Here is a 22,929-nt window from a genome sequence, read left to right as displayed (position 1 = left end):
TCCTACGATTCGGACTCCGGGCTTTGTGAACATTGTGGCGGTCAGCTGTTTCTCTCGGACATGATTGGGTTCCATCTAGAGATGGGTGAAGATCAAGCTCCGGACAGTGTCGCATCTGCTTACATGCTGGTACATGAGACGCTTCTTCTATTCTCTGTGGTCCGTCATTTCTGGAACCAGGGAGATTTCGTTTCGCTGCGAAATATTCTTCTCGTCAAAGACGGGCCGCTGGCACTTCGAGGTCAGTACTCAAAGCTAGTGCCCAATATTCGCGACCTCCTCCAGCGAGCTCGCGAAAAAGACTGCCCCATACATCTGGTCGGTCAAGAGAAGACTGGGCGTTTCGTCGATCACCTAGCCGAGATTCAAGCTTTCACAAAACCTAAGACTCGGGGCGATTTGCCGAGATTCGCGGTACTTTCGCATCGCTATATCCGCCAAGAGGTCGATCATGCGCCGGAGAGAGTGAATCCTTACGGGCTAAGAACCAACTACGGTGAAAAAGTTCTAGCTAAGTTCGACCCTTATACATCAATGGTGCTGTCAGTGCCTACAGGCGCCTACAATTCGAGTCCGGATTTTCCGGAAAAGACTGCTGATCTGATCGGCTTGGATCGAATTCTTGCGACACTCCCATCGCTGATCAGTCACCAGAATGAGGGAGCTTTGATGCCGATTTCCCTTGCAAACGGTGTCGCGTCTCTGTCATCCTACCCATCGGCGGCGGTACTTAAGTTGTTTGCTCGACTTTGAATTTTTCGCCCTGTCGATTAATGGAGTCGTGCTGCACGCTTCGTCCGGCGATCCGATGATGACGAATTCTATCTGAAATCCACCTAAGCGCGTGTCTCATGTGGGGAGCTTCCTCCGGCAGATGCGTACAGCCGCAAGGGTTTCGCTGCGCCGAGAACCGCCACATGAGACATCCTCTCAGGACGCCGTTGACGCGCGCGACAAGCTCCTGCATCTGTGACACCATCAAGCCGGTGGTGCGCTGATACCGCAACGGTCTTTCCCTCGCATGGCATTGGGTTGTTTTGACGAATAACCAATACCAGCAGGAAAGGCCGTTGTCCATGCGACACGCCGTACTTTGGCAGGCGTTGATCAGACTTGCGGATAATCAATTGGAGAATGCTGTCCTCGGCAGTTCTGAATAAAGTTCAGAAGTTCTAGGAGTAGGGAATTGCATTCATGTCTAGATTTTTCTTACGTATTGTCGCTTCTATTGCGATTAGTACTACCGGCAAAATTGTAACACCGCTTGTTATTTCCGCGATGGGAATTTTGGCGGCAACTAGGGTGAGCTCTTTAATCACTGCTGGGCTATTTCTAGCGGTGATGGCAATTCTGGTCATTATGCTAGTTGCGTCGTTTGCGCTTATCGGAAACCTGGGCGGCGAAGTAGCCTCACTTAATTTGTGCGCACCGAACGATGGTAACTCTATCGGATCATCGTTCCCGAGAATCGAGGGACAAGTAATTCTTGCTACGAAAAGTACTAATGTTGGATTGGCATTAAAGAATAGGAATCTTGTTGTAGTTCCATTCGTCCAACCGCTGGGAAGCGTATGGTATGCCCAAGATCCTAGAGATACAGACAGAGATGGCAAGATTACTGGAAACGTTCGATGCGGCACTGCATATCATGGACGAGGGGAAAAGTTCAAGATAGGTCTTTTGATTACTCGGCAAGGTCTGATAGAATCGGACGAGGAATTCGATAGATTTCCATCAGATCTCGGCACTCATACATCAAATTTTGTTACGATCAGACGTGATCCGTAAAAGGGTGGTCTCCAGCAGTCAGTGCACCGCACGCCTCGCGTCAGGACCCTAAGCAGGAGTTGGAATTGGGCTGGTGGGGCAGGTCAGGAGACTGCCCGATCGCGATCAATTTTGCCGAGCCCCCTGCTTCCAGCAGGATACGGGCGGTGCACTGACCGCTGGAGACCGCCCCCTCAGAGGACGTCAAGGTGCCTCTCAAGGTTCCCGTCATTGCTTTCACCGACGACAAGGGTGAGAGGATCGAGTTCACGCCACGCGTCGCCGCGATCGGCCTGCAGTACCCGGTCGGTCGTGTGCTCCCCCTCCTGTACCCGCCCGGAAAGCCTCACGAAGCCCGGGTTGCCACCAGGCGCTCCCGCGTGATCCCGATCTTCTTTGCCGTCACCTTTGGGTTGGCTTTTGCCGTTACCGGGGTATTCGCTCTGGCGACGACTTGGCCGTGACCCGTGGTTCGGCCGCTGGGGAATGGAGCAGGCAAGCCGCCGAGGCTTCCTTGATCCTAATATAGGCAATTCGGCAACAGTCCGCGCGTAATGGCTGTCGTGTCCCGGGAGGTAATTGATCTTAAGATTGGCGGTTTCGGTAGTGTGCGGGGTTGAGCGCTTGGCGGAGGTTGTCGAGGCGGCGGCGTTGGCGGGTGGAGCCGGTACGGGTGGCGAGTTCGTGGGCGCGAGCGGCGTGGGTGCGGGCCTCGTCGAGTTCACCGCGCAGGCTGAGAGCCAGGGCGAGATCACAGTGGAGGCCGGCTTTCGCGCGGGTGAACGCGGTGTCCATGGCGGTCAGGGCGCGGGTGAGATCGTCGATCGCACCGGTGTCGCCGAGTCGTGCCAGGCAGTGGCCACGCCAGCGGTCCAGATGCACGGCGTCCAACGCGAGGAACGGCAGGTCGAGGTCGTGGTCGTGGTCGGGCATGGCGCGGTGTGCTTGGTCCAGAGCGCGGCGGCACTCGGCCCCGTCGCCCATAGCGGCGGACATCTCGGCCTCCGCGGCGTGCAGCCATGCCTGTAGGCGGGCGGGTATGCGGCGGTGGTGTGCGGCGTAGGTTTCGATGACTCGAGCGCGGGCTTGGGCGGCTTCACCGAGGTCGGCCAGGACGTATGCCTGCTCGGCGTTGGCGAATGCCAGCATGGCGGTATCGCCTGACTCACGGGCGGCGGTGGTCGCGCGTTCGAACAGATGCCATGCCTGGTTCGTCGCACCTGTGTCGAGGGCGTGCCATCCCGCGAGAGCGGCGGCGTCGCCGAGTATGCGTGCGAGTGGCGTACGGGCTGATGGTAGGGGCCCGTAGGTGAGGAGAGCGTCCAGGCTGCGGAGATGACCGTGGAGATGGTCTGCGACTGCTGGGGCGCCGAGTTTCCGGTCAAGCATCCGGATCGCGTCGGTCTGTTCCTGGAGTAGCGCGGCCGTCGTTGGATCAACCGCACGGGCGGCGGTGAGACGTTCCCGCAGTTCTTCTTCCTGGTCGTCGATGGGCTGTGGATGGCGTGGTTGCCGGTCGTGTGAGGGCCGTGGGTCGAGGCCGAGGAGGCGGCGTGCGGCGGGGGGCATCTCCAGACCGTCAGCGATGTCGAGGATTTTTCGGTGGGCGGTGACGTGCCGTTTCCCGTTTATGATCTCGCTCATCCGACCCTGCGAGTACCCGACGGCCTGTCCCACCGTTGTCTGACTGGCGCCTGGCGTCCACCTGATAAAGAGTCGCAGGATTGTCGCACAGTCACGCTCGACGAGTGCGTGTTGCATGTCCGGGCGCTGCCACAGGCTCGATGGCGCGACCGGACGAGCTGAGTTGGTGCGGTTCATCGCCGCAAGCCTTTTTCCATGCTACGGATCATTTCATGTATCCGAGCTGCGGGACATACCCCGGTGAGATGGGTTGTCATGCGACAGAGCGATACATCTGTTATGTCGAAATCCTATGTCCTTGAGGAGGGCGCATGGCAGATGGCGTAATCCTGTACGCTGTGGTTCGCTTTGACGGGGATGCGGAACGAAGGGTCGACAGGGTTATTCTCACATTTCCTACCGCGCGGTCCGCCGACCTCTTCGCGCAGTTCAACAAGTACGTCGACTACGAGGTGGCGCCGATCTCCTTGCTGGATAGTCTGCTGCGGCCTCAGCCGGATCCGGATGATCCAGGAAGATCGGTTGGCGTGGAGGCTGTGTGATGACCAGGATGGTGTTGAACACCACTATTGGTGATCGTTATGTTCATGGGGTACTCGACTCCGATATCCACCCGCTCGGCCGTATCCGGGCTCAGTACAACCTGTCCTATCAGCGACTCGCCCGAATGATTGCGGCTCGCGCACGGGAACTCGGCGTGAAGAACATGGCTGCGGAAAGACAGAAAATCTGGCGGTGGGAACACCGGAACGTGGTGCCGGATGCTGTTTCACAGACCGCTTTGGCATCCCTGCTCGGCGTTTCCGAGGACAGCATCACCGCGCATCCATGGCCCGGCTGGCTGCCGGTTGTCGATTCCGAGCCGTGCGCCGATCTGATCAAACGTCTCTCCACCCAGCTCGATATCGCGATGGGCACCCTGGATTCCCTGACGGCCAGGCCCGGCGTGGTATCGGACATCGCCCGCGACGCCCTGCGTGTCATCGCTTCGTACGCCCGTAGGGACTGTCCGTCACCCGGAAGCTGATCGGGACATGCGACGCGACGCGCCGACGCTCCGGCGGGCTGCCAGGCCCGACCGGGGTGCGGCGTGCGCGGCGTGGTCGCGTGGCTGTCCCGGCCGAAGGCCGGCTTGACCATGTAAGGAAAGTACTCACACACGGCGGCTCGACAGCGAAGAGCACGAAGGTTTGTCGATTGCCGGATTGCGGCAGGCGGGCTGGGCTACGGTGCGGCGATGACTGGACAACATGCTGCGGCGGGGTCGGCGTGGATCGTGCGCGGGGAGCGTTCCGTGTACGCGTCCGAGTGGGTCAACGTGATGTTGACTGACGTGGAGCTACCAGACGGACAGCGTTTCGAACATCATGTGCTGCGGATGCAACAGGTCGCGGCAACGGTCGTCGTCGATGACGCGGCTCGAGTGCTGCTGCTGTGGCGTCATCGATTCATCGATGACCGTTGGGGGTGGGAGCTGCCGATCGGCATCGTCGACCCTGGCGAGACCGCGGATGTCACCGCGGCCCGTGAGGTCCTGGAGGAGACCGGCTGGCGCCCCGGGCCGGTCCGGCATCTGTTGAGTTTCCAGCCGTCGATCGGCATCGCGGACACGCCGCATGAGATCTTCTTGGCTGACGGTGCCGAGGAGGTCGGAGCGCCGACCGACATCACCGAAGCGCAGCGGGTGGAGTGGGTCCCGCTGGCAACCGTCCCTGATCTGATCGCCAAGGGGGAGCTGCGCGACTCACCGTCCATGATTGGTCTGCTCTACGTCTTCGCGGGTCTTCACCGATCGGCTTGACTAGGGGTTCCCGCAACGAGAGCGGCGGACAGGGTCGTGCGGACAGACGCGATGGCGTCGGCTTGGCCTTGGCGGTAGGCGTCAAGGAAGAATCCGGAGACATGCCCCGACGGCGCCGTGGGCTCGATGGTCAACAGTTCACGGACGACGGTGGTGTAGACGTCCGAAAGGCGCCGGAGGTGGCCGGCGGCTATGCGTGCCCGTACCTCGTCGTCGTGCAGCAGAACGAGTAACCGGGCCGTGTCCGGCTCGCCGGACACGGGGGCAGAGCTGGCAGGGCGGTGGGGGTCTCCGGGCGGGTTGGTCACGTGCGAGGGTCCTCCTCCGGGTCGGATGGCGATCGGTGATCCGTGCGGGGCACGTTACGCGGATCGGCATCCGACTCCCATCTCATCGGGGTATATCCCGCCGGTTCGGATGAGCGGGGGCGCCTCGGTCAGGCGCTGCGGAGGTGAAGCACCTGGGCGTGGACGCGCTCGATGCGGCGGCGTTGGCGAACGGACCCGGTCTGGGCTGCCAGGCTCGCCGCTTCGGTGCTGTGTGCGTCCGCGGCCTCGACGTCCCCTCGTCGGACGAGAGCCGTCGACAGGTCGCAGAGCAGACCGGACCGGGCCCGCGTGAACGTCGGGTCCAGCTCGGCCAGGGCTCCGGAGAGAGTGGTCACGGCGTCGGCGTCGGCGTCGCCGAGTTGAGCGAGGCAGTGCCCCTCCCACCGGGCGAGATGGCCGGCGTTGAGCGCAAGGAACGGCAGATCCTCGTCACCGTCGCCGTCCGGGAGCTCCTGGCGGGCCTTCTCCAACGAGTGGATGGCGGCGATGCCGTTACCGGCCCACGCGGCGGCCTCGGCGTGCGCGGCATGCAGCCATGACCGCATCCTCGGGGTGTTGCGGCCGAGGTCGGCGCGCACGTGGGAGATGAGTTCGGCGGCCTCGGCGGGGCGCCCAAGGTCGATGAGGACGTATCCCTGTTCGGCGGCGGCGAATGCGTACAGGTTGGGGTCGTCGGCTTCCCGGGCGGCCTGCTTCGCGGTTTCGAGCAACGTCCAGGACTGGGCGTAGTGGCCGAGGTCGAGAGCCTGCCAGGCGGACAGGGCTGCGGCGTCGGCGAGAACCCACGCGAGGCGGCGGCGGCTCGCCGGGTCGGTGCTGAAGCTGACCATCTCGTGCACCTGGCCGACGTGACGGGCGCTCTGCTCGAACACGGCGACGGCGCCGAGCTGGCGGTCGACGCGGCGGTGGGAGTCGGTCTGCCCCCGCAACGCGCGGATCAGCTCGTCGTCCACGACGGCGGACCGCGCGATCAGGGCAAGCAGGGCGGCGGCGTCCGGCTCGACAGGCGGTGCGGGCGCCGCTGCCGGGGTTGGCTGAGCGGGCAGCGCGGGAAATCCGAGTTCGGCGTGAGTGCGTCTGTAGACATCGCGGAGCAGTCGTTGATAATGCAGTGTCGGAACGATGTGACCGTTTTCCCAGCGGGAGAACTGGGATTGGAGTGTTCCCCGGCTCGGAAGCTGGATTCCTTGCTGTTCCGCGAGCGTGCGCATACGGCGTAGCACGTCGCTCTGGCTCCAGCCGCGGGCGGCGCGTTCCGCCTTCAGCAGCGTCGTGACGGTCTCCATCTTCGGTTCACCTCGTGTCGGGGCAGGCATCAGGTGATGGCAGCAGTATGCACCTCATGATGCACGTCGCGGAGGTCTTGTAGCCACCATACATAACAATACATATCCTGCCGGCTGCTGGAAAGGTCCCGATTGCGGTTTTCTTGAGCTGTCCGGTTCAGCTCAAGAAAGGGGACCCGCCATGCGGGCAGGAATAATCGTCGACGCACGACCGTACACGTTCATCGCTACCTCGGCGCCGGAACCGGTCGTGGATTTCGAGACGAAGCGCGTGAAGGTCGTGGACGGGCAGCCCGTCTTCCAGATCTCGTTGCTCGTGATGTCCGAAGGCGCGGACGGCGAGGTCATCAAGGTCAAGATTTCGAACGAGCCGAAGGTGACAGCCGGGATGTTCGTCACGGTGTCTGGCCTGGTGGCACGGCAGTACACGGTCACCGACCGGCAGACCGGCGCGCTCCGGGCAGGGATGTCCTACCGGGCGGACGCCATCGTCGGCGCGCCTGCGCCCGTCCTCCCGGCCAGCACGTCAACGAAGGCGGGCTGACCCATGGCCCGCACCCTCCACACCACCGTCGACGGCATTCCGTTCTGGCTCGTCCAGCGTGAATGGACAAAGGCATATGAGTTCGCGCAGCGCCGCTACGCGGAGTTCCGCGCGGCACAAGCACTCGCCGACTCCCTCGGCACCTTCTATTTCCGGACACCGCTGGAAACGGTGCTCATCGACCTGCCAGCGGACCCGGTCGAACACGACGACGTGGAACTCGACGGGTGGCACTTCTGCTGGCAATGCGAGCGGTTGACAGACGACCCTGGCCGTCCCGCGCACTGCGAGATGATCGAACTTGTCGGAAAGGTGGCGTGAGCGATGCCCACCGTGGAAATCCGGCGTCCGAAGCGGCCGAACCAACTCACGTTGCTGCGCACCCCAGCGGAACTGATCGCCGTGGCCTGCGCCCGGATGCTGCGGGCCTGGTACCGCGAAATGGTCGTAGTCGCCGTTCTGCTGGTTGCGGACCACTACCTGCGTGCCGGTCTGGGGCGTGTCCCCGGCCACCTGGCGCTGATCGGCGGACTTGCCATGATCCTCGGCTGGCCGGTGTCCCGCCGGCCCGCCGTGGGATGGCTGCTGGCAAGCCGGGTGCGGCGGCGGTGGGCCCGTGCCTGTCGGCGGGCGGATCTCGCGACCCTGGCGGACGCGATACCGCAGGTGCGTCGGGTCCGGCGGGTGCCGGTCGGGGACCGTCTTCTGCTCCGTCTACCCGGCGGTCTGAACCCGTCGACGCTGGAGAAGGCGGCCGACACGCTGGCGGTGAGTCTGCGGGCGGGCCAGGTCCGGTTGGAACGGGCCCGGCTCGACGCATCCACGATGACAGCGACCATCGTGCGCCGAGACCCCCTGACCGCTGCCGCTCCGCCCTGGCCGTTCCTGGCGGGGCCTCGGGTGTCGCTGTGGGACCCGATCCCGGTCGGTGTCGACGAGAACGGCGTGCCGGTCACGATCAGTCTGCCGGAACGCAATGTGCTGCTCGGCGGGGAGCCGGGCGCGGGCAAGTCGGCTGCGCTGGCCCAGCTCGTCGCGGCTGCGGCCCTCGACCCGGACGCAAAGATCACCTTGTTGGACGGCAAGCTTGTCGAACTGGCGTGCTGGCGCGGGGTCGCTGAGGACACCGTGGGTACGAACATCGGCGAGGCGATCGATGTCCTTGAAAGCCTGCGGGCGGAGATGGACCGCCGGTACACCCGGCTCCTGGAGTCCGGGGCGCGCAAAGTCACCCCGGATGACGGGCTGCCCCTGCACGTCGTGGTGATCGACGAGCTGGCGTACTACCTGCTCGGTGGCACCAAGAACGAACAGGCGGCGTTCGCGGAAGCCGCGCGGGACCTCGTCTCTCGCGGCCGTGCGGCCGGGATCATCGTGCTCGGCGCGACGCAGAAACCCTCGGGTGATGTCGTCCCCACCTATCTGCGGGATCTGTTCGGGTTCCGGTGGGCGTTGCGCTGCTCCACCCGGGATGCCTCCGACACCATCCTCGGCGCGGGCTGGGCCTCGCAGGGCTACTCGGCGGCCGACATCGACCCTGCCGCGCGGGGTGTGGGGTGGCTGCTCGCGGAAGGCGGAACCCCGGTTCGGCTGCGGGCCCACTACCTCTTGGATGACGAGCTGGCGCATATCGCCCGGAGGGCCGTCGCGATACGGGGTGCGGGCTGGACTCCGGATCGCGGTGATGTCACAGCGCCCGGTGGGTCGGAACCCGGGGAACTGGCCGATGAGTGGGAGGCGTTCGCGGCCGACTACCAGCAGCGCAACCGCGGGGGCTGCCCGGACGACGGACCGCCGGCCGGCGGAAACAGGTGACGGATGGCGCCGCGTGTCCCCTCCTGGCCATTTCTTCCCCTCTTCATTTCTGCCGCTCGCCTTCCTATCCAGTTTCCGTCCCTCGCTGCCAAGGAGATGTCATCAGCACAGCAGAAGCCCCGCATCGGTCCGTGGTGTTTCCCGTCATCCCCGAGGCCGTGACCGACGTTCTCGACCGGGCTCGGGCCGGCACGCTGGACCGCTGGCAGGAACAGGCCGCATCCACCGGGTGGTGTTCCACGCCGATCCGGCTACGCGGCGAGATCGTGCACATCGACCGGATCAGCGGTGCCAGCCGGGTCGTCTACAGCACCGCGGGCGAACCGGACGGCATTCTGCTGACGTCGTGCAAGAACCGTCGGGCGACAGCCTGCCCGTCCTGCTCGCACATCCATCAGGGCGACTGTTACCAGCTCACCGCGGCCGGGATGCGCGGCGGGAAGGGCGTCCCGGCGACGGTCGCCGAGCATCCGCTGTTGTTCGTCACGCTGACGGCTCCCGCGTTCGGTGCGGTCCACTCCCAGCGCAACCGGGGCCGGCCCGTGCAGGTCTGCCACCCCCGGCGCGGGGACAGCTGCTCCCATGGCCAGTCGGTCGCTTGCTGGGAGCGTCACGCGGCGGACGACCCGGCGCTCGGTGAGCCGCTGTGCCCGGACTGCTTCGACACCGCTGGTCTGCTGCTGTGGAACAACCGGGCGCCGGAGCTGTGGCGGCGGACCCGCGTCCGTCTCGTCCGAATGCTCGCCCGTCATGCCGGGCGGACGGTGCGGGTCACGGAGGCAACGGTACGGATCACATTTGTGAAGGTCGCCGAGTCGCAGCAACGCGGGGCGATCCATCTGCACGGCATCCTGCGGGCGGATGGCCGCGACCCTGCCGACCCGAAGGCGATTGTGCCGCCACCAGGGTGGGCCACCGCCGACGTGCTCGCCGACGCCGTACAGGACGCGGTCCGCCGCGAGCGGGCGCCGTGCCCCGACCCGGACGACCCCGACGCGATCCGGGACGTCCGCTGGGGTGACCAGCTCGACATCGAACCGATCAGCGGGACCCGGGCGGCGGGATACCTCGCGAAGTACACGACGAAGGGAACCGACCCGTTCGGCGCGCTGGATCGCCGCATCCGCTCGCTCGACGACCTCGACCGGCTCCCGATCACCGGGCACATGCGGCGCCTGGTGGAAACCGCGTGGGAACTCGGCGGCCGACCGCACCTCGCGGATCTCGGACTCCGGCGATGGGCGCACACCCTCGGGTTCGGCGGCCATTGGATGACCAAGAGCCGTACCTACTCGACGACGCTCGGAGCGCTGCGGGCGGCACGAGCCGACCGGCACCGGACATCGGCGGCTTCCGGAGCCTTGGCGGTCGACAGCGCATCGTCGGACTTCTTCGTGGCGTCCTCGTTCGTCTACGCCGGTACTGGCTACCGCACCAGTGGAGATCTCTGGTTGGCATTGTCCGCGGCGGCGCACGCGCGGGAGAAACGGGTGCTCTCCCGTGAGGAACAACGCATCGCCGACCATCCTGCCGGCTTCGGCTCCGGCTCGTATCAGTTCCCGGTTCCCTCCGAGAAAGGACAGTAACCATACCTCGTACCGAGTGGTTGACCGTGGTTGATGTGCTTACCGAGCTGCGTATCCCGCGTTCGACGTTCTACCGCTGGCGTCAGATCGGACAGGGTCCGCAGGGCGTGAAGCTCCCGAACGGCGAGATCCGTATCAGTCGGCGTGAGCTGGACCACTGGATCGACGATCTGTCGGAGCGTGCGGCGTGAGCGACGACGTCAGGTTCTGGGACATCAAGAAGCGGCCGGACCGTAAGACCCGTCCCTACCGGGTGCGATGGGCGGTCGCGGGCCGGGAGTGGGAGAACTACTTCGCGACGAAGGCGCTCGGGGAGAACTTCCGCGGGCAGCTGATGAAGGCCGCGAAGCGGGGGGAGTCGTTCAGCGAGACGACAGGTCTTCCGGTGTCGATGGAACGGGAGCGGACCGCGCCGACCTGGTATCAGGTTGCCCGGGAGTACGCCCGTGCGAAATGGCCGACGGCGGCGGCGAAGTCGCGGCGGGCGACCGCCGATGCGCTCGCCACCGTCACCATGGCCCTGGTATCGGACGGTCGTGGGCAGCCGGACCTCCGGTTGATCCGGAGGGCGCTGTACTCGTGGGCGTTCAACTTCGGTCCCCTGGCCGTGTCTCCGCCGGACGATGTCGTTGCTGCGCTTGCGTGGATGGAAGAGCGGTCCTTCCGCATTACCGCGCTCGCGGAGACGCAGATCGTGCGGGTGGCTCTCGACGCGTGCGCGAAGACCTTGACGGGGACTCCGGCGGCGGCGAGCACCGTACGGCGTAAGCGAGCCGTCTTCCATCACGCGCTCGGGTATGCGGTCGAGCGGCGCTGGCTCGACGCGAATCCGGTGGACCGGGTCCAGCGGCGGGCACCAGAGGTTGCGAAGACGGTGGACCGTCGGGTTGTCGCCAATCCGGCGCAGGTCCGGGATCTACTCGCGGCCGTCGCCGGGCAAGGGACGACGGGCCGGCATCTCGTCGCCTTCTACGGGTGCCTCTACTTCGCCGGTACTCGGCCATCCGAGGGGTTGGCGTTGCGGGAGTCGGACTGTTTCCTACCGGACGACGGCTGGGGCCGTCTGGATCTGGTCGCCAACGAACCGCGTGCCGGCCACGGGTGGACGGATGGTACGGCGCCTCGGGAGCGACGTGGGCTGAAGCGGCGGGGTGAGAACGAAATCCGCCCGGTGCCGATCCCACCGGAGTACGTGCGGATGCTGCGGGAGCACATCGACACCTTCGGCGTCGGCGTGGACGGGCGGCTGTTCCGTACCGCGACAGGCGGTGCCCCGCAGGAGAGCACGTACTCCCGCACCTGGCGGAAGGCCCGGGAGAAGGCGTTCACCCCGGAACAAGTCGCGTCGCCGCTCGCCCGACGCCCGTACGATCTGCGCCACGCCGCGGTGTCCCTCTGGCTCAACGCAGGTGTACCGTCGACCGAAGTCGCCCGCCGCGCCGGCCACAGCGTTGACGTCCTCCTCCGTGTCTACGCCAACTGCGTTGACGGCCAGGACCTCGCCATCAACGACCGCATCGCCGAAGCCCTCGGTCCGCCTGATCCTTCTGGTGATCAAGAGGTTGTGGAAAACGAAGCAGAACCTGATTGCGACCGGGAGCATAGGAAGAACAGGCCAGCTAATACTACAGGGCTAGATCCTTATTAATCCAAAATGAAGTAATTAGAGTAGCCGATCTGCATTTTTGGCACGTTTGTGCTGGTCAATGACCTGCAGTAACAAACATCATACTCTACCTACTTTCATTCTCCTTAATAATGCTTGGATTACGATCATATCTTTCTACATGGAATTGGGCTGTTTGTCCCGGCGGTAGCAAGTGGTGGAGGTGACACCCGACGCCCGCCTCGTGCTGGGACCCTAAGCAGGGGGTTCGAATCAGGCTGGTGGGGCAGGCGAGGAGCCTGCCCGATCACGATCAGCTTACCGAATCCCCTGCTCCCACCACGATGTGGGCGTCGCTTCGACCGGTTGACGCCAACCTCTTCCGGGTCAGGCGGACCCGACGTCTGCTCGGCACGCTCCCGAGATAGCTCGGTCCGCTCGCTGGAACGCTATGCCCGGCCCCGAAGCCGTCGCCATCACCGATCCCGCTGCGCGCCGTCGCATCTGATGGGAATCAAATCCAGAGTCATCACCAAGACTACCTTTTTCCTCCTGTGTGAGCATCGTGAACGGCACCCCAAGCAGGTCCGCAGCGTGCTCGCCGACCTGGCCGCCACTGGTAGCCTCCCCCCGGCGACCCGGCGCCGCTGTTTATGGTCGACACCGGCTACGACCCCACCGCGATCGCCCACGAACGCGGTGGGGAGCACGTACAGACCCGAAGCCGAGGCCACCAAAGACCAGCTGGCGCAATTCCTGCGCGATGACCTCGCGCTTGGAACTCAACCCGGACAAGACACTGGTCACTCACGCTCGCACCCGGGCGGCCCGCTACCTCGGCTACGAGATCATCGCCCAGCACGGCAACGACGAGGTGACCAACGGCCGCTGGTCGGTCAACGGGACCATCGCGCTACGAGTGCCACCGGACGTGATCAATGCCAAACGTGCCCCCGACCGGCGCCACGGCAAACCCTGGCACCGGTCGGCCCTGCAGAACCTGGACGACTACGACATCGTCTCCACGTTCGGGGCCGGATACAGGGGCATCGTCGGCTACTACCAGCTCGCCCATGACGTCTGTCGATGTTGAAGACCCTGGCAGCCAAGCACCAGTCCACCGTGTCGAAGTGCCGTGGCGCGCGATGGCCTTCCTCTGTGAGGCACAGAAAGGGGGTGTGCTGCGCCAGGTCGGCGACGTCTCAAGGAATCAGCTCGGGGGTGAGGTTGTCACCATTTCCCACAGAATGGTGATGCCGTCAAGACTGCCGGTGGCCAGCCAGCGGCTGTCCGGTGACCAACACAAGGCCGATACCGCAGCGCGGTGGTCCTTGATGGTCGCTTGGTGCACCGGCTCAACGGGGTTGGCCACTCCCCAAAGGACTACTGTTTTGTTCCTGCTGCCGGTGGCCAGCCAGCGGCCGTCCGGCGACCAACCCAACGCCGATACCGCAGCGCTGTGGTCCTTGAGGATACTCCGGTACGCCGGGTCTGCCATGTCCCACAGTCTGACCGTCTTGTCATCGCTGTTGGTGGCCAGCCAGCGGCCGTCCGGCGACCAACACAACGCCGACGACATGGCAGTGCGGTTGAGGGTGGTCCGCTGTTCGGGTTGGGCCGGGTCTGCCATGTCCCACAGTCTGACCGTCTTGTCATCGCTGTTGGTGGCCAGCCAGCGGCCGTCCGGCGACCAACACAACACCGGCTGAGATGCTCCAACGAAAAATGATGGAAAGACCGGAAAGATCAGCTTTGTATGGCGGATGGTCTTTCCTGGGGAGTTGAAGGTGATCCGCTGTTCGGGTTGAGTCGGGTCTGCCATGTCCCACAGCCTGATCGTCTTGTCATTGCCGTTGGTGGCTAGCCAGCGGCCGTCCGGCGACCATGCGGCCGCAAGTGTCTCCGTGATGATACGACCGGTGAACTTAAGGTTGGCCCGGTGTACCGGTTCCGTCGGTTCCAGCAGATCCCATAGTTTCCAGGGATTCCAGGAATCCGAGTGAGTGATCAGCCATCGGCCGTCCCGTGACCAGTACAACGAATGCACAGCGGATAGGCCGACGTTGTGGTGCGGGATGGCCGCTCGGCGTATCAGCGTGGTCCCCACTGCGGACCTGTTCCGGGGTACGGCTGACGGAGGTAGCAGGCCAGGAAAGAGAGGAGCGATGTCCGCCGAGTATGCCGAGGGCTCGGGGGGGATCAGTCGTCTGGGGAAAATCGGTTCGGCGTCCGGTTTCGCGCGCCCTGCGAGTACCGAACGGATGTTGGTGAGCAGGCGGCTCTTGGCCTCGTCCACCGACAACTCGAACAGGTCAAAGGACACCACGCCATCGAGCGGGTAGGGCCGAGGGCAGTCCTCCACTCGGACTGGGACCAGCTTGAGGGCGAACCCGCCTGGGTCGCTGCGGTAGGCAGCCTGCCACTCGGTCTGCCCGTACACAGAACTTAGGTAGGCGTGCGACAGAACCGCAAGCGTCCGGTCCGCGCCGCGCACGCCGTCGTTCATCCGGCTCATCCAGTGTGCTCCCGGAACGAAGTCCCACGCCTGGATGAGGACACTGAAGTCTGCTGCTTCGAGTTGCCACGCGATCCACTCGGCCCACTCCCGGTCAGCACTCGTATAGGACACGAAGAAGTCCCACTTCAGCGATTGGCCATCGGTCGTGTCGCCCGCGCCGGACTGCAACCTTCTGTTCCGGAGTTCAGGCACGCCCACCAGCCGGTCTTTTTGGTGGCTGTCGACATCTTCCGGCCTGTGATATCGGGCGCTTGAGTCGCCCCGCCGCGAGCGGGACGGTGGTGTTGATTGTGGTGGTCATTGGCTTGCCCCGCGACACTCCCTGAGTCGTCCTGCTTCGGATCTTCGTTCGCACCTGCGTCGGCCGGCTCACCGAGTTACGGTGAAGTTGCTTCAGGAAATGACCTTCCGCGCAGGAAACCCTACCGCGCCGAGCGAGAAGACAGCCGGCGGTGTAGGCACGGTTGTCAGCCGGCGCCCAGGGCGGTTCATCACCTTGGCCTTGTGGCACGGCTCCGCGGGTGACCACATCGGCAGGCGGGCCGCGAACGCGCCAGCCTCGGTGTTTCGTGACCGCTGAGCCTCCGGCTTGCGCAGTGCCCCGACCTGCATCAATGGACAATATGTCCAGTTTTGTACGTGCACCTTTTTGGTGCAGCCCCGGAAGCCTGTCATCGCAGGTCACGGCGTTGTTGATGTTCAGTCATGAAAGGCCGAGGCCAGCGCGCCCGTGGTCGGGGTGGCTGTCTCCAGGCCGTCCAGGCCGGAGGTCGGCGTCGTCCAGACCTGCCCGTAGCCGATGGTGGGGAACAGGGCTGCGGCCAGAAGGAGGGAGACCACGACCCGGGAGGGGAGATCCTGGAGTCGTTTCTCGGCCGCGCCGGTCTCCCAGCGAGGGCGGCGTCGACCATCTCGACAGGGACGACCTGGGTCAGTTCGCCGAGGTGGCCGGGCGCGAACCGTCCCCCGGCTACCGTGATCACACGGTGGATGACAGACTGTGCGGACAGCGGAGCCTCCCGGTGGCGAGGTTGTCGTGTGCGGACAGACCTCTCCTACCCAGGCTCCGCTGCCGTCTCGGAGATCGACACATCTGGTGGCAGCAAGCGGACGCTTCTCGATCAGATGCCGGAAACCCCTTGACGGCACGCGAGAGCCGTTAAGTGAGCGGCTTTGGGGTAGGCCCCCGGGACACCGCCCCCCGTCCGGGCTTTACCTCTCCCGGCCCGGATGCCGACTGCGATGGTCAGGGGCGTAGGGTTCCGGAGATTACCCGGACGCGTGGCGGGAGGTGGCGGTGGTAGCTGGTTTCGATGTGTTCGTCTCCTATGGCCATGCCGACCAGCCGTGGGTGCGGGTGCTGGCGGAGAACCTCGAACGTGCTGGCCTGCGCGTGTTCTACGACGAGTGGGAAATCGGCCCTGGGGACGTGCTCGCCCACCGGCTGGACGCCGGCATCCGCACGTCAACGTCCGGGATCTTGGTGGTCAGCCCGCATGCGCTGTCCCGACCGTGGGTGAAAGAGGAATACGCGGCCATGCTCAGCCGGGTCGTTGCCGGCCGCCAGCGGCTGATCCCGGTGCTGCTGAAGAACGCGGACCTGCCGCCGTTCCTGACCTCCCGGGTCTGGGTCGACTTCAGCCAGGTTGCCGACGAGGACGGCTACTGGGCCAGGGTCGGCGAGCTGGTGGCCGAGCTGCGCGGCCGGCGGCGCACCCGGCCTACGGCGGATGGGAGCTTGCAGCCGCCCCCGGGGTTGGTGACCCGCCCGGAGAGTCCACGCACCGCCACATTGCGGATCACCCCGAATGCGGTGACGCTGACCACCGCCGACGGTACAGCCGGCGGCCGGCCCGCCGGTCTGGACTGGTCGGCCGGCCAGAAGCTGCTGGAGCTGGAGCGGGTCCGGACCCGCCGCTCCGCGACCGGCGGGCTGCCCGCGAAGGCCTCCCCGACGGCTACCACAGCCGATCCCGTGGACTCGGCGTTACGGGACGTCGGCCGGATGCTGGGTGAGAGGTTCCTGCCCGCCGGCGTCGCCGCGGCGCTGGCCGCAGAGGTGGACGCGGCGGTGCGGGCGGGAGCGCCGCTGCGGCTGGCCGTCGATGTTGCCGACGATGCCGGCACCGCAACAGATACCGGTCTGGGGCTGGCCGACCTGCCCTGGGAAACGCTGACGCTCCCCGGCAAGCGGCGGCCCCTGGTTCTGCACCCGCGGGTGGAGCTGCACCGGGCGGTCGGCGGGTTGGGGCCCACGCCGGCGATGAAAATCCACGGACCCCTGCGCATCCTCGCGGTGATCGCGAGCCCGGAGCGCGGGGGTGAGCTGCTGGACTACGAGGCCGAGCTCGCCCGCATCCTCGATGCGGTCGCCGACGCCCGCCGCCAGGGCGAGGCGTACGTGCGCATCCTGAGCTGGGGCAGCCGGGCCGCGATCCGCGCGGCGCTCCACGACAGAAAGACCCGGTTTCACGTCCTGCACCTGTCCTGCCACGCCCGCCCCGGCCTACTCGTCCTGGAAAAGGAAAACGGGGACGCCGACCCGCTCGACGCGAAGACGTTCGCCGAGAAGGTACTCGTCGCCGGCCGAGGGGTGCCCCTCGTGGTGCTCTCCGGCTGCTCCACCGCCCTGCCCGGCACCGCAACCGATCACGACCCAGACGACGGGAGCGACGAAGACGGGCAGCGGCTGCTGCCGGGGTTGGCCCGTGGGCTGCTCGCCCACGGCGTGCCCGCTGTGGTGGCGATGACCGCCCGGGTCACCGATCTGTACACTACCGAGCTGACCTCCCGGTTCTACGCCGAGCTGGCCGGACGGCAGCTCAGCGAGCCTTTGGCCGCCCTCGCCGACGCCCGCCGCGCCGTCGAGGACGAGCGGGCAGGCATGCCGGCCTCCGACCGGCGAGCCGGGCGGGCGGAATGGGCGACTCCGGCGCTGTTTCTGCGCGGCCCGTCGATCCCGCTGTTCGACCCCACCGCCAAGTTCGAGAAGATCGATGACCCTCCCGAACCGGTGCTGGCCGATGGGATCGCGGTCCGCCGGGTCGGGGAGTTCGTCGGCCGCCGCGCCGACATGCGAACCCTGCTGCGGGTGCTGCGCGGCGAGCGGGCGGGCGTGGTCATCCACGGCTTGGGCGGGGTTGGCAAGTCCACCCTGGCTGCCGAATTGGTCACCGCCCTCGGCAGCGAGGCCGGGCTGGTGGTGTCGTTGTCGGGTCCGGTCGCCGTCGACCAGATCCTCACCACGATCGCCAAGCGGCTCTGGGAGTGGTGTATCGCCCACAACATCGACAAAGACGACGTCTGCCGCCGGCTGGTCGGCGAGTTACGCACCGGGCAGACTCCCTGGGCCGACCGGATGGGCCTGCTCGCCGGAGAGCTGCTGCCCCGTCTGCCGGTGACACTGCTGCTCGACAACGCCGAAGACAACCTCGCCCCGGACGGGCCCGGCGCCGGGCAGGCGTTCCTCGACGACCAACTGTGCACGTTCCTCGCCAGCTGGGTGGCCCTCCCGCGGCAGGCGAAGGCGAAGCTGCTGGTGACAAGCCGCTTCCCGCTGCCGGTCGACGCAGCCACGGCACGGCGTTTGGCTGTTCACCATCTCGGTGCGCTGTCACCTGCCGAGACCCGCAAGCTGCTCTGGCGACTGCCCGCGCTGAACGACCTCACTCCCGACGAGCAGACCCGTGCTATCGCCGACGTCGGCGGCCACCCCCTCACCCTGGAATACCTCGACGCGCTGCTCACCGACGGCCGCACCCGTTTCCATGACGTCGCCGCCAAACTTGAACACGCCCTGCACGACCGCGGCATCAACAATCCAGCCGCCTGGTACAAGACGGTGAACGGGGATCTGGACATTGCGCTGGCTGAAACCGTCACCTTGGCCGTCGACGACATCGTCCTCGACGGCCTGCTGGCCCGTCTCGATAGTGTCCCCTTAGCCCGCCGGCTGCTGGCTGGTGCATCCACTTACCGGCTGCCTGTCGACCGCACCGGCCTGGCCTGGCAGGTCTCCCAGGTCGCCGAGCGATCCGCCGACCCCGACACTGACCCCCAAATCGCCGAGAACCCATTCGGTCACGCCCGGGAACACGGGGCTGCTACCCCCGGCCATGCCGAGGCGCATGCGCAACAACACCCACCGCTGGTCATCCCGGACCTCTTCGACCACGCTGTGGCGACCCTGTTGGCGCTGGGCCTGCTCACCCCCGGCACCGGCGACCAAGACTCGTTCACCGTGCACCGCTGGACCGCCACCGCCATCCTCCGGCGAACCAACCCGGACCAGGTTAACGACGCCCACCGCCGCGCTGCCGCCTACTGGCAGTGGCGTGTCAAGGTCGGACCCCAGGAGCGGCTTGACGACGACACCCAGCTAACCGCCCGATTCATCATCCAATTCGTCGCCCAAGTTGTCGAAGCCGGCCACCACCAGCTCGCCGCCGGAGACCCCGAGGGCCTGATGTCAACTACCTACGTCGCCTGTCTGCAGCTGCAGGTCTGGGGTCTTTGGGACTGGGAAGAACGGATTTGCCGCCAGACTCTGCTCCACCTCCCCCCCACCAGCCGGCAGGCCGCCCATTTCACCCACGAGCTCGGCAACATCGCATCCCGGCGCGGGGACTACACCGCTGCCGAAGACCACTACAGCAAGACCCTCACCGTCTTCGAAGAGCTCGGGGACCGAGCGAGCGCCGCCCGCGCCCGCCACAATCTCGGCAATATCGCGCTCCAGCGCGGGGACTACGCAGCTGCCGAAGACCACTACAGCAAGGCCCTCACCACCCTCGAAGAGCTCGGGGACCGGACCGACATCGGCCGCATCTACATTCAGCTCGGCGCGATCGCCCATAAGCTGAGGTATTATCGGGCCGCCGAAGACCGCTACAACCAGGCCCTGGGGATCGCCGAGGAGCGCGGTGACCGAGCCGGCATCGCCTATGCTCACCACCATCTCAGCGCCGTCGCATTCCGGCGATTGGATTTCTCCGCCGCCGAAGAGCACTGCCACCGAGCCCTCGCCGCCTTCGCGGATCTCGCGGCTGGGGAGCCGACCCGCATCGCCGACGTCTACAGCCAGCTCGGCGCGATCGCCTACGCGCGGGGAGACTCCCAGGCCGCCGAAGAGAGCATCAACGAGGCCCTCGCCATCTTCGAACGGCACGGCGACCGCGCCAACGTTTCTCGCAGCTACCACGAACTCGGAAACATCGCATGCCAGCGGAACGCCTACCCGGTTGCCGAGAAGTACACCCTCCAGGCCCTGGCGATCGCCGAGGAGCTCGGCAAACGGGAGGGTATCAACCGTATCTACGGCCAGCTCGGCATGATTGCCCGCGAGCGGGGGGACTTCCAGGCTGCCGGGGAATACTGCCGCCAGGCCCTGGCGGCAGCTCAGGAGTTTGGCAACCAGGCCGGTATCGCCTCCGGCTTCGCCGCGCTCGGGGGACTTTACGCCGAGCAGGGACAGGAGGCCGAGGCGGCGCGGTGGATCGCGAGGAGCCTAGGGATCCTTGTCCAATACGGTCTGCTCGGCACGCTGGAGGCAACCGAGGGGATCATCAGGCTGGCCCTGCTGCGGGAGACGCTCGATGACGAGGCGCTCCACGCCATCCTCGCGCAGCACCTGTCCCGTGACGACATCGCTTTCATCGTCAGCCTGCTCGACGTGCTCGGCTCCATCACGGCCGGTAGGTCTGCTGAAGACGTCCGCAGCGCCCTCCGCGGCCTGCTTGACTCCCCTGCCGCGGCCGACAGTCGCGAGACCGAGCCCAGCGCGTAATGTCCACAGGACTTTCGCACTCCCTCAGCCCCGCTGCCATGCCGGTGGCAGATCCGGCGCAATATCCGGCGTAGTGCGGGTGACGTACTTCGCCATCTCCCGGGACGACCAGTGCGTCAGGCCCGTTTCGGTGGTCTCCACCGGTCAGTGCACCACCCGCATCGTGCTGGGATCCATGGGGTTCTGGCATGAGGCGGACGCCCGGATGATGCACTGACCGGTGGAGACCACCGGTAGCGTGCTCCCCGTCCGGTGCTGTCGATGTAGAGTTGTGCTGATCCGTTGCTTGGATCAGGGACTTTTCAAAGGGCGGTATCAAGTGGTGGAGGCGACACCCGACGCCCGCCTCGTGCTGGGACCCTCAGCAGGGAGTTCGAATCGGGCTGTTGGGGCAGGCGAGGAGCCTGCCCGATTGCGATCAGCTTACCGAACCCCCTGCTCCCAGCACGATGCGGGCGTCGCTTCGACCGGTTGACCTCGCCGCCATTCGTGACCTGTTCCACAGGCAGGCGCTCTTCGACCACGACGTCCGGATACGGCGGGTGGCGGTGGAGGCGATCGCTGCGGGCTGGCGGGATGATCCCGGCACGTTGCCGCTTCTGCGGGAGCGGGCCACTGATGATCACTGGGCTGTGCGGCGGGTGGCGGCGCAGGCAGTTCGGCAAATCGAACGAAGGTAACGAAGCGCGTGACGGGGCTGATGGCGAGCCTTGCCGGGACGGTGGGAACGGATCGGCACTGCACGGGCGGATGACGGGCGCATACGGCGTCTTCGCCCGGATGCTTCCCTATTTATGCTGGTCAACGCCATGATCTACGGAGGTGGCAAGCCCGCTTGAAAACCGCTAGGGATGGCAACGCTCCTCGTGGGTTCGAATCCCACGCCCTCCGCTCTGACCAGCACCTTTGACCTGAATCCGCAGGTCATGGCTATTTTAGATCTTCTTTTTTTGATCTTTTTGTGGCTCGCGGCTGTCCGGCTGTGCCCGGCCGTGAGTGGTCATCTACGGCCGTCTGTGGGGAATATGTGGGGACGATCAAGAGGCGTCCCCAGGGTTCAGGACGGTGTCGATGCGGTCTCGGGAAGCTTGGTCCTGGCCGGCGAGGCACTTCGCGTAGACGTGCAGCAGGACCGCGACGGAGTGCCCGGCCCACTCGGCGACCTGGGTCGCGGGGACGCCCGCGTTCAGCCAGGTCGACACCGCAGCGTGACGTAGATCGTAGGGCGTGCCAGCGAGCGGGGAGGCGACCTCGCCAGCCGTGAGTGTCCGGCGGCGGGCATCCTCAACGTAGTAGATCACCCGGTGGGCGCCCGCCCTGAGCCGGAACACAGCCGAAGGTTCACCGACGAGTGCTCGGACCCCGTGGGGACGAGGATCGTTCGACAGTTGCGTTACCGCCGTCAGCCCTCGGCGCGCTGTCACACCGTCGAGCTTGCGCAGTTCACGCAGCGCCCGTATCGTCCACTCGATCCCGTACGCCACCGTCAGGTCAGGCCGAACTCGGCCATCACGTCCCGGTGCGCCATGCGCGGTTCACTGGACGCAAGCGCAGCCCGCGCGGCGGTCAGGTCGGCCTCATCTTCGGCTGCTTCCAGCTCTCGCAAATCATCGATCGAGATCACCGCGGCCACGGCACGACCATGACGGGTGAGCACGGTCCGTGCGTGCGCGTGTTCCGCCTTGGACACGATCTCGCCGAGATGGTCCCGCGCCTCACTGATCGGTATCTCAGTCACACCCCATGTTGTACGAACCGGGGAGACTGATGGGCGCACTGTCGGCCCGTGCGGCGCACTTCTGGCGCACTGCGAGGGCGCCACGGCGCCGGCCTACGACATCCCCGGCGACGTAGGCCCCGCTCGTTGTGCCAACCTTCCGTACGTGTTCAGGCCGCGGATGCGGCTGTGGCGCCGTGCGGACGTCCAGGCGTGGGTGGCCAGGAACCGGTCATGACTACATGCCGTGGATGCTCTGGATAACGCGGGACCGTCGCCCTGTTGTTGCGTCAAGATGCACAATAATCTTGGTTTTTCCTCGATCTGAATTAGAGCGACCGGCAATAGGGACGCGGCGTCGCGGGGCTGGGGCACGCACCTCGCTACATCGCTTCCCATCCATCGCTGCGCGATGCACGGGTACCCCGGCTCGTCGGTCGACACCCCAAGGACCAGGGCGACTCCCTCCTCCGCCTTGCGATGTACGCACCCCAGCCCCGCTCCTTAATCCACGTCCCTATTGCCGGGCGC

General features: G+C 65.7%; 19 protein-coding genes and 2 pseudogenes. 14 read left to right on the top strand and 7 right to left on the bottom strand.

The window, feature by feature from the left end; all coding sequences use genetic code 11:
* Window positions 1-753, top strand: a pseudogene (locus tag MJ777_RS13170) (hypothetical protein); the annotation flags it as partial.
* 1,223 nt (window positions 754-1,976) lie between these two features.
* Window positions 1,977-2,231 carry a DUF3592 domain-containing protein gene (locus MJ777_RS13165; RefSeq protein WP_239376416.1) on the top strand — a complete coding sequence of 85 codons (255 nt, stop codon included), beginning with the start codon at window positions 1,977-1,979 and terminating at the stop codon, window positions 2,229-2,231.
* Window positions 2,232-2,352: 121 nt separating this feature from the next.
* Here the strand turns inward: MJ777_RS13165 and MJ777_RS13160 are convergent, their stop codons facing one another.
* Window positions 2,353-3,411: a hypothetical protein gene (locus tag MJ777_RS13160; RefSeq protein WP_239376414.1), complete on the bottom strand. Its 1,059-nt coding sequence runs from the start codon at window positions 3,409-3,411 to the stop codon at window positions 2,353-2,355.
* Window positions 3,412-3,722: 311 nt separating this feature from the next.
* Between MJ777_RS13160 and MJ777_RS13155 the strand changes: the two genes are divergently transcribed.
* The 3 genes from MJ777_RS13155 (at window position 3,723) to MJ777_RS13145 (ending at window position 5,212) form a co-directional block, all read left to right on the top strand.
* Window positions 3,723-3,953 carry a hypothetical protein gene (locus tag MJ777_RS13155; protein WP_239376412.1) on the top strand — a complete coding sequence of 77 codons (231 nt, stop codon included), beginning with the start codon at window positions 3,723-3,725 and terminating at the stop codon, window positions 3,951-3,953.
* Window positions 3,953-4,438 carry a hypothetical protein gene (locus tag MJ777_RS23135; RefSeq protein WP_370652718.1) on the top strand — a complete coding sequence of 162 codons (486 nt, stop codon included), beginning with the start codon at window positions 3,953-3,955 and terminating at the stop codon, window positions 4,436-4,438. The genes MJ777_RS13155 and MJ777_RS23135 overlap by 1 nt, the downstream gene beginning before the upstream one ends.
* A 210-nt stretch (window positions 4,439-4,648) precedes the next feature.
* Window positions 4,649-5,212, top strand: coding sequence for an NUDIX hydrolase (locus MJ777_RS13145; RefSeq protein WP_239376410.1), 564 nt, complete (start codon window positions 4,649-4,651; stop codon window positions 5,210-5,212).
* Here MJ777_RS13145 and MJ777_RS13140 read toward each other — a convergent pair.
* Together MJ777_RS13140 and MJ777_RS13135 are read right to left on the bottom strand one after the other, a co-directional pair.
* Entirely contained in the window at window positions 5,197-5,520 is a 324-nt protein-coding gene (locus MJ777_RS13140; protein WP_239376408.1) for a hypothetical protein, read from the bottom strand. The genes MJ777_RS13145 and MJ777_RS13140 overlap by 16 nt on opposite strands.
* 128 nt (window positions 5,521-5,648) lie before the next feature.
* Window positions 5,649-6,827 (bottom strand): helix-turn-helix transcriptional regulator, encoded by a 1,179-nt coding sequence (locus MJ777_RS13135; protein ID WP_239376406.1) that lies wholly within the window; start codon window positions 6,825-6,827, stop codon window positions 5,649-5,651.
* Window positions 6,828-7,008: 181 nt separating this feature from the next.
* Here MJ777_RS13135 and MJ777_RS13130 point away from each other — a divergent pair, with 181 nt between their 5' ends.
* From MJ777_RS13130 to MJ777_RS13100, 7 genes are all read left to right on the top strand, one after another.
* Window positions 7,009-7,371, top strand: a complete 363-nt coding sequence (locus MJ777_RS13130; RefSeq protein ID WP_239376404.1) for a hypothetical protein — start codon at window positions 7,009-7,011, stop codon at window positions 7,369-7,371.
* A 3-nt stretch (window positions 7,372-7,374) separates the two neighbouring features.
* A complete protein-coding gene (locus MJ777_RS13125; protein WP_239376402.1) occupies window positions 7,375-7,692 on the top strand; it encodes a hypothetical protein in 318 nt (105 codons plus the stop codon).
* A gap of 3 nt (window positions 7,693-7,695) precedes the next feature.
* Window positions 7,696-9,186 carry an FtsK/SpoIIIE domain-containing protein gene (locus MJ777_RS13120; protein WP_239376400.1) on the top strand — a complete coding sequence of 497 codons (1,491 nt, stop codon included), beginning with the start codon at window positions 7,696-7,698 and terminating at the stop codon, window positions 9,184-9,186.
* A gap of 131 nt (window positions 9,187-9,317) precedes the next feature.
* On the top strand, window positions 9,318-10,772 hold the full coding sequence (locus MJ777_RS13115; protein WP_239376398.1) for a replication initiator: 1,455 nt from the start codon (window positions 9,318-9,320) through the stop codon (window positions 10,770-10,772).
* A gap of 26 nt (window positions 10,773-10,798) precedes the next feature.
* Window positions 10,799-10,963, top strand: a complete 165-nt coding sequence (locus MJ777_RS13110; RefSeq protein WP_239376396.1) for an AlpA family transcriptional regulator — start codon at window positions 10,799-10,801, stop codon at window positions 10,961-10,963.
* Window positions 10,960-12,420 carry a site-specific integrase gene (locus MJ777_RS13105; RefSeq protein WP_239376394.1) on the top strand — a complete coding sequence of 487 codons (1,461 nt, stop codon included), beginning with the start codon at window positions 10,960-10,962 and terminating at the stop codon, window positions 12,418-12,420. The genes MJ777_RS13110 and MJ777_RS13105 overlap by 4 nt, the downstream gene beginning before the upstream one ends.
* A gap of 721 nt (window positions 12,421-13,141) precedes the next feature.
* Entirely contained in the window at window positions 13,142-13,471 is a 330-nt protein-coding gene (locus MJ777_RS13100) for a hypothetical protein (protein WP_239376392.1), read from the top strand.
* A 117-nt stretch (window positions 13,472-13,588) separates the two neighbouring features.
* Here MJ777_RS13100 and MJ777_RS13095 read toward each other — a convergent pair whose 3' ends face one another.
* A complete protein-coding gene (locus MJ777_RS13095) occupies window positions 13,589-15,088 on the bottom strand; it encodes a TIR domain-containing protein (protein WP_239376390.1) in 1,500 nt (499 codons plus the stop codon).
* A gap of 507 nt (window positions 15,089-15,595) precedes the next feature.
* The gene (locus MJ777_RS23130) at window positions 15,596-15,736 is read right to left on the bottom strand and encodes a transposase domain-containing protein (protein ID WP_239376388.1); all 141 of its coding nucleotides are present in this window, start codon (window positions 15,734-15,736) and stop codon (window positions 15,596-15,598) included.
* A 457-nt stretch (window positions 15,737-16,193) separates the two neighbouring features.
* Here MJ777_RS23130 and MJ777_RS13085 point away from each other — a divergent pair, with 457 nt between their 5' ends.
* Together MJ777_RS13085 and MJ777_RS13080 are read left to right on the top strand one after the other, a co-directional pair.
* Window positions 16,194-20,681: a tetratricopeptide repeat protein gene (locus tag MJ777_RS13085; protein WP_239376386.1), complete on the top strand. Its 4,488-nt coding sequence runs from the start codon at window positions 16,194-16,196 to the stop codon at window positions 20,679-20,681.
* Window positions 20,682-21,130: 449 nt separating this feature from the next.
* A complete protein-coding gene (locus tag MJ777_RS13080) occupies window positions 21,131-21,361 on the top strand; it encodes a HEAT repeat domain-containing protein (protein WP_239376385.1) in 231 nt (76 codons plus the stop codon).
* Window positions 21,362-21,718: 357 nt separating this feature from the next.
* Here MJ777_RS13080 and MJ777_RS23125 read toward each other — a convergent pair.
* Both MJ777_RS23125 and MJ777_RS13070 read right to left on the bottom strand, forming a co-directional pair.
* A pseudogene (locus tag MJ777_RS23125) lies at window positions 21,719-21,964 on the bottom strand (integrase); the annotation flags it as partial.
* A gap of 203 nt (window positions 21,965-22,167) precedes the next feature.
* Complete coding sequence (locus MJ777_RS13070; protein WP_239376381.1) at window positions 22,168-22,419, bottom strand: type II toxin-antitoxin system Phd/YefM family antitoxin; 252 nt, start codon at window positions 22,417-22,419, stop codon at window positions 22,168-22,170.
* Between the last annotated feature and the right edge of the window lie 510 nt (window positions 22,420-22,929).

Source organism: Protofrankia sp. Cj5, assembly GCF_917627405.1.
Lineage (GTDB): Bacteria > Actinomycetota > Actinomycetes > Frankiales > Frankiaceae > Protofrankia.
This window is presented reverse-complemented; position numbering and strand designations above follow the sequence as displayed.

Coding starts and splice junctions, on each gene's coding strand:
- MJ777_RS13160 (WP_239376414.1), bottom strand. CDS start 3,411: ATGAGCGAGATCATAAACGGGAAACGGCACGTCACCGCCCACCGAAAA.
- MJ777_RS13155 (WP_239376412.1), top strand. CDS start 3,723: ATGGCAGATGGCGTAATCCTGTACGCTGTGGTTCGCTTTGACGGGGAT.
- MJ777_RS23135 (WP_370652718.1), top strand. CDS start 3,953: ATGACCAGGATGGTGTTGAACACCACTATTGGTGATCGTTATGTTCAT.
- MJ777_RS13145 (WP_239376410.1), top strand. CDS start 4,649: ATGACTGGACAACATGCTGCGGCGGGGTCGGCGTGGATCGTGCGCGGG.
- MJ777_RS13135 (WP_239376406.1), bottom strand. CDS start 6,827: ATGGAGACCGTCACGACGCTGCTGAAGGCGGAACGCGCCGCCCGCGGC.
- MJ777_RS13130 (WP_239376404.1), top strand. CDS start 7,009: ATGCGGGCAGGAATAATCGTCGACGCACGACCGTACACGTTCATCGCT.
- MJ777_RS13125 (WP_239376402.1), top strand. CDS start 7,375: ATGGCCCGCACCCTCCACACCACCGTCGACGGCATTCCGTTCTGGCTC.
- MJ777_RS13120 (WP_239376400.1), top strand. CDS start 7,696: ATGCCCACCGTGGAAATCCGGCGTCCGAAGCGGCCGAACCAACTCACG.
- MJ777_RS13100 (WP_239376392.1), top strand. CDS start 13,142: ATGACCTCGCGCTTGGAACTCAACCCGGACAAGACACTGGTCACTCAC.
- MJ777_RS13080 (WP_239376385.1), top strand. CDS start 21,131: ATGCGGGCGTCGCTTCGACCGGTTGACCTCGCCGCCATTCGTGACCTG.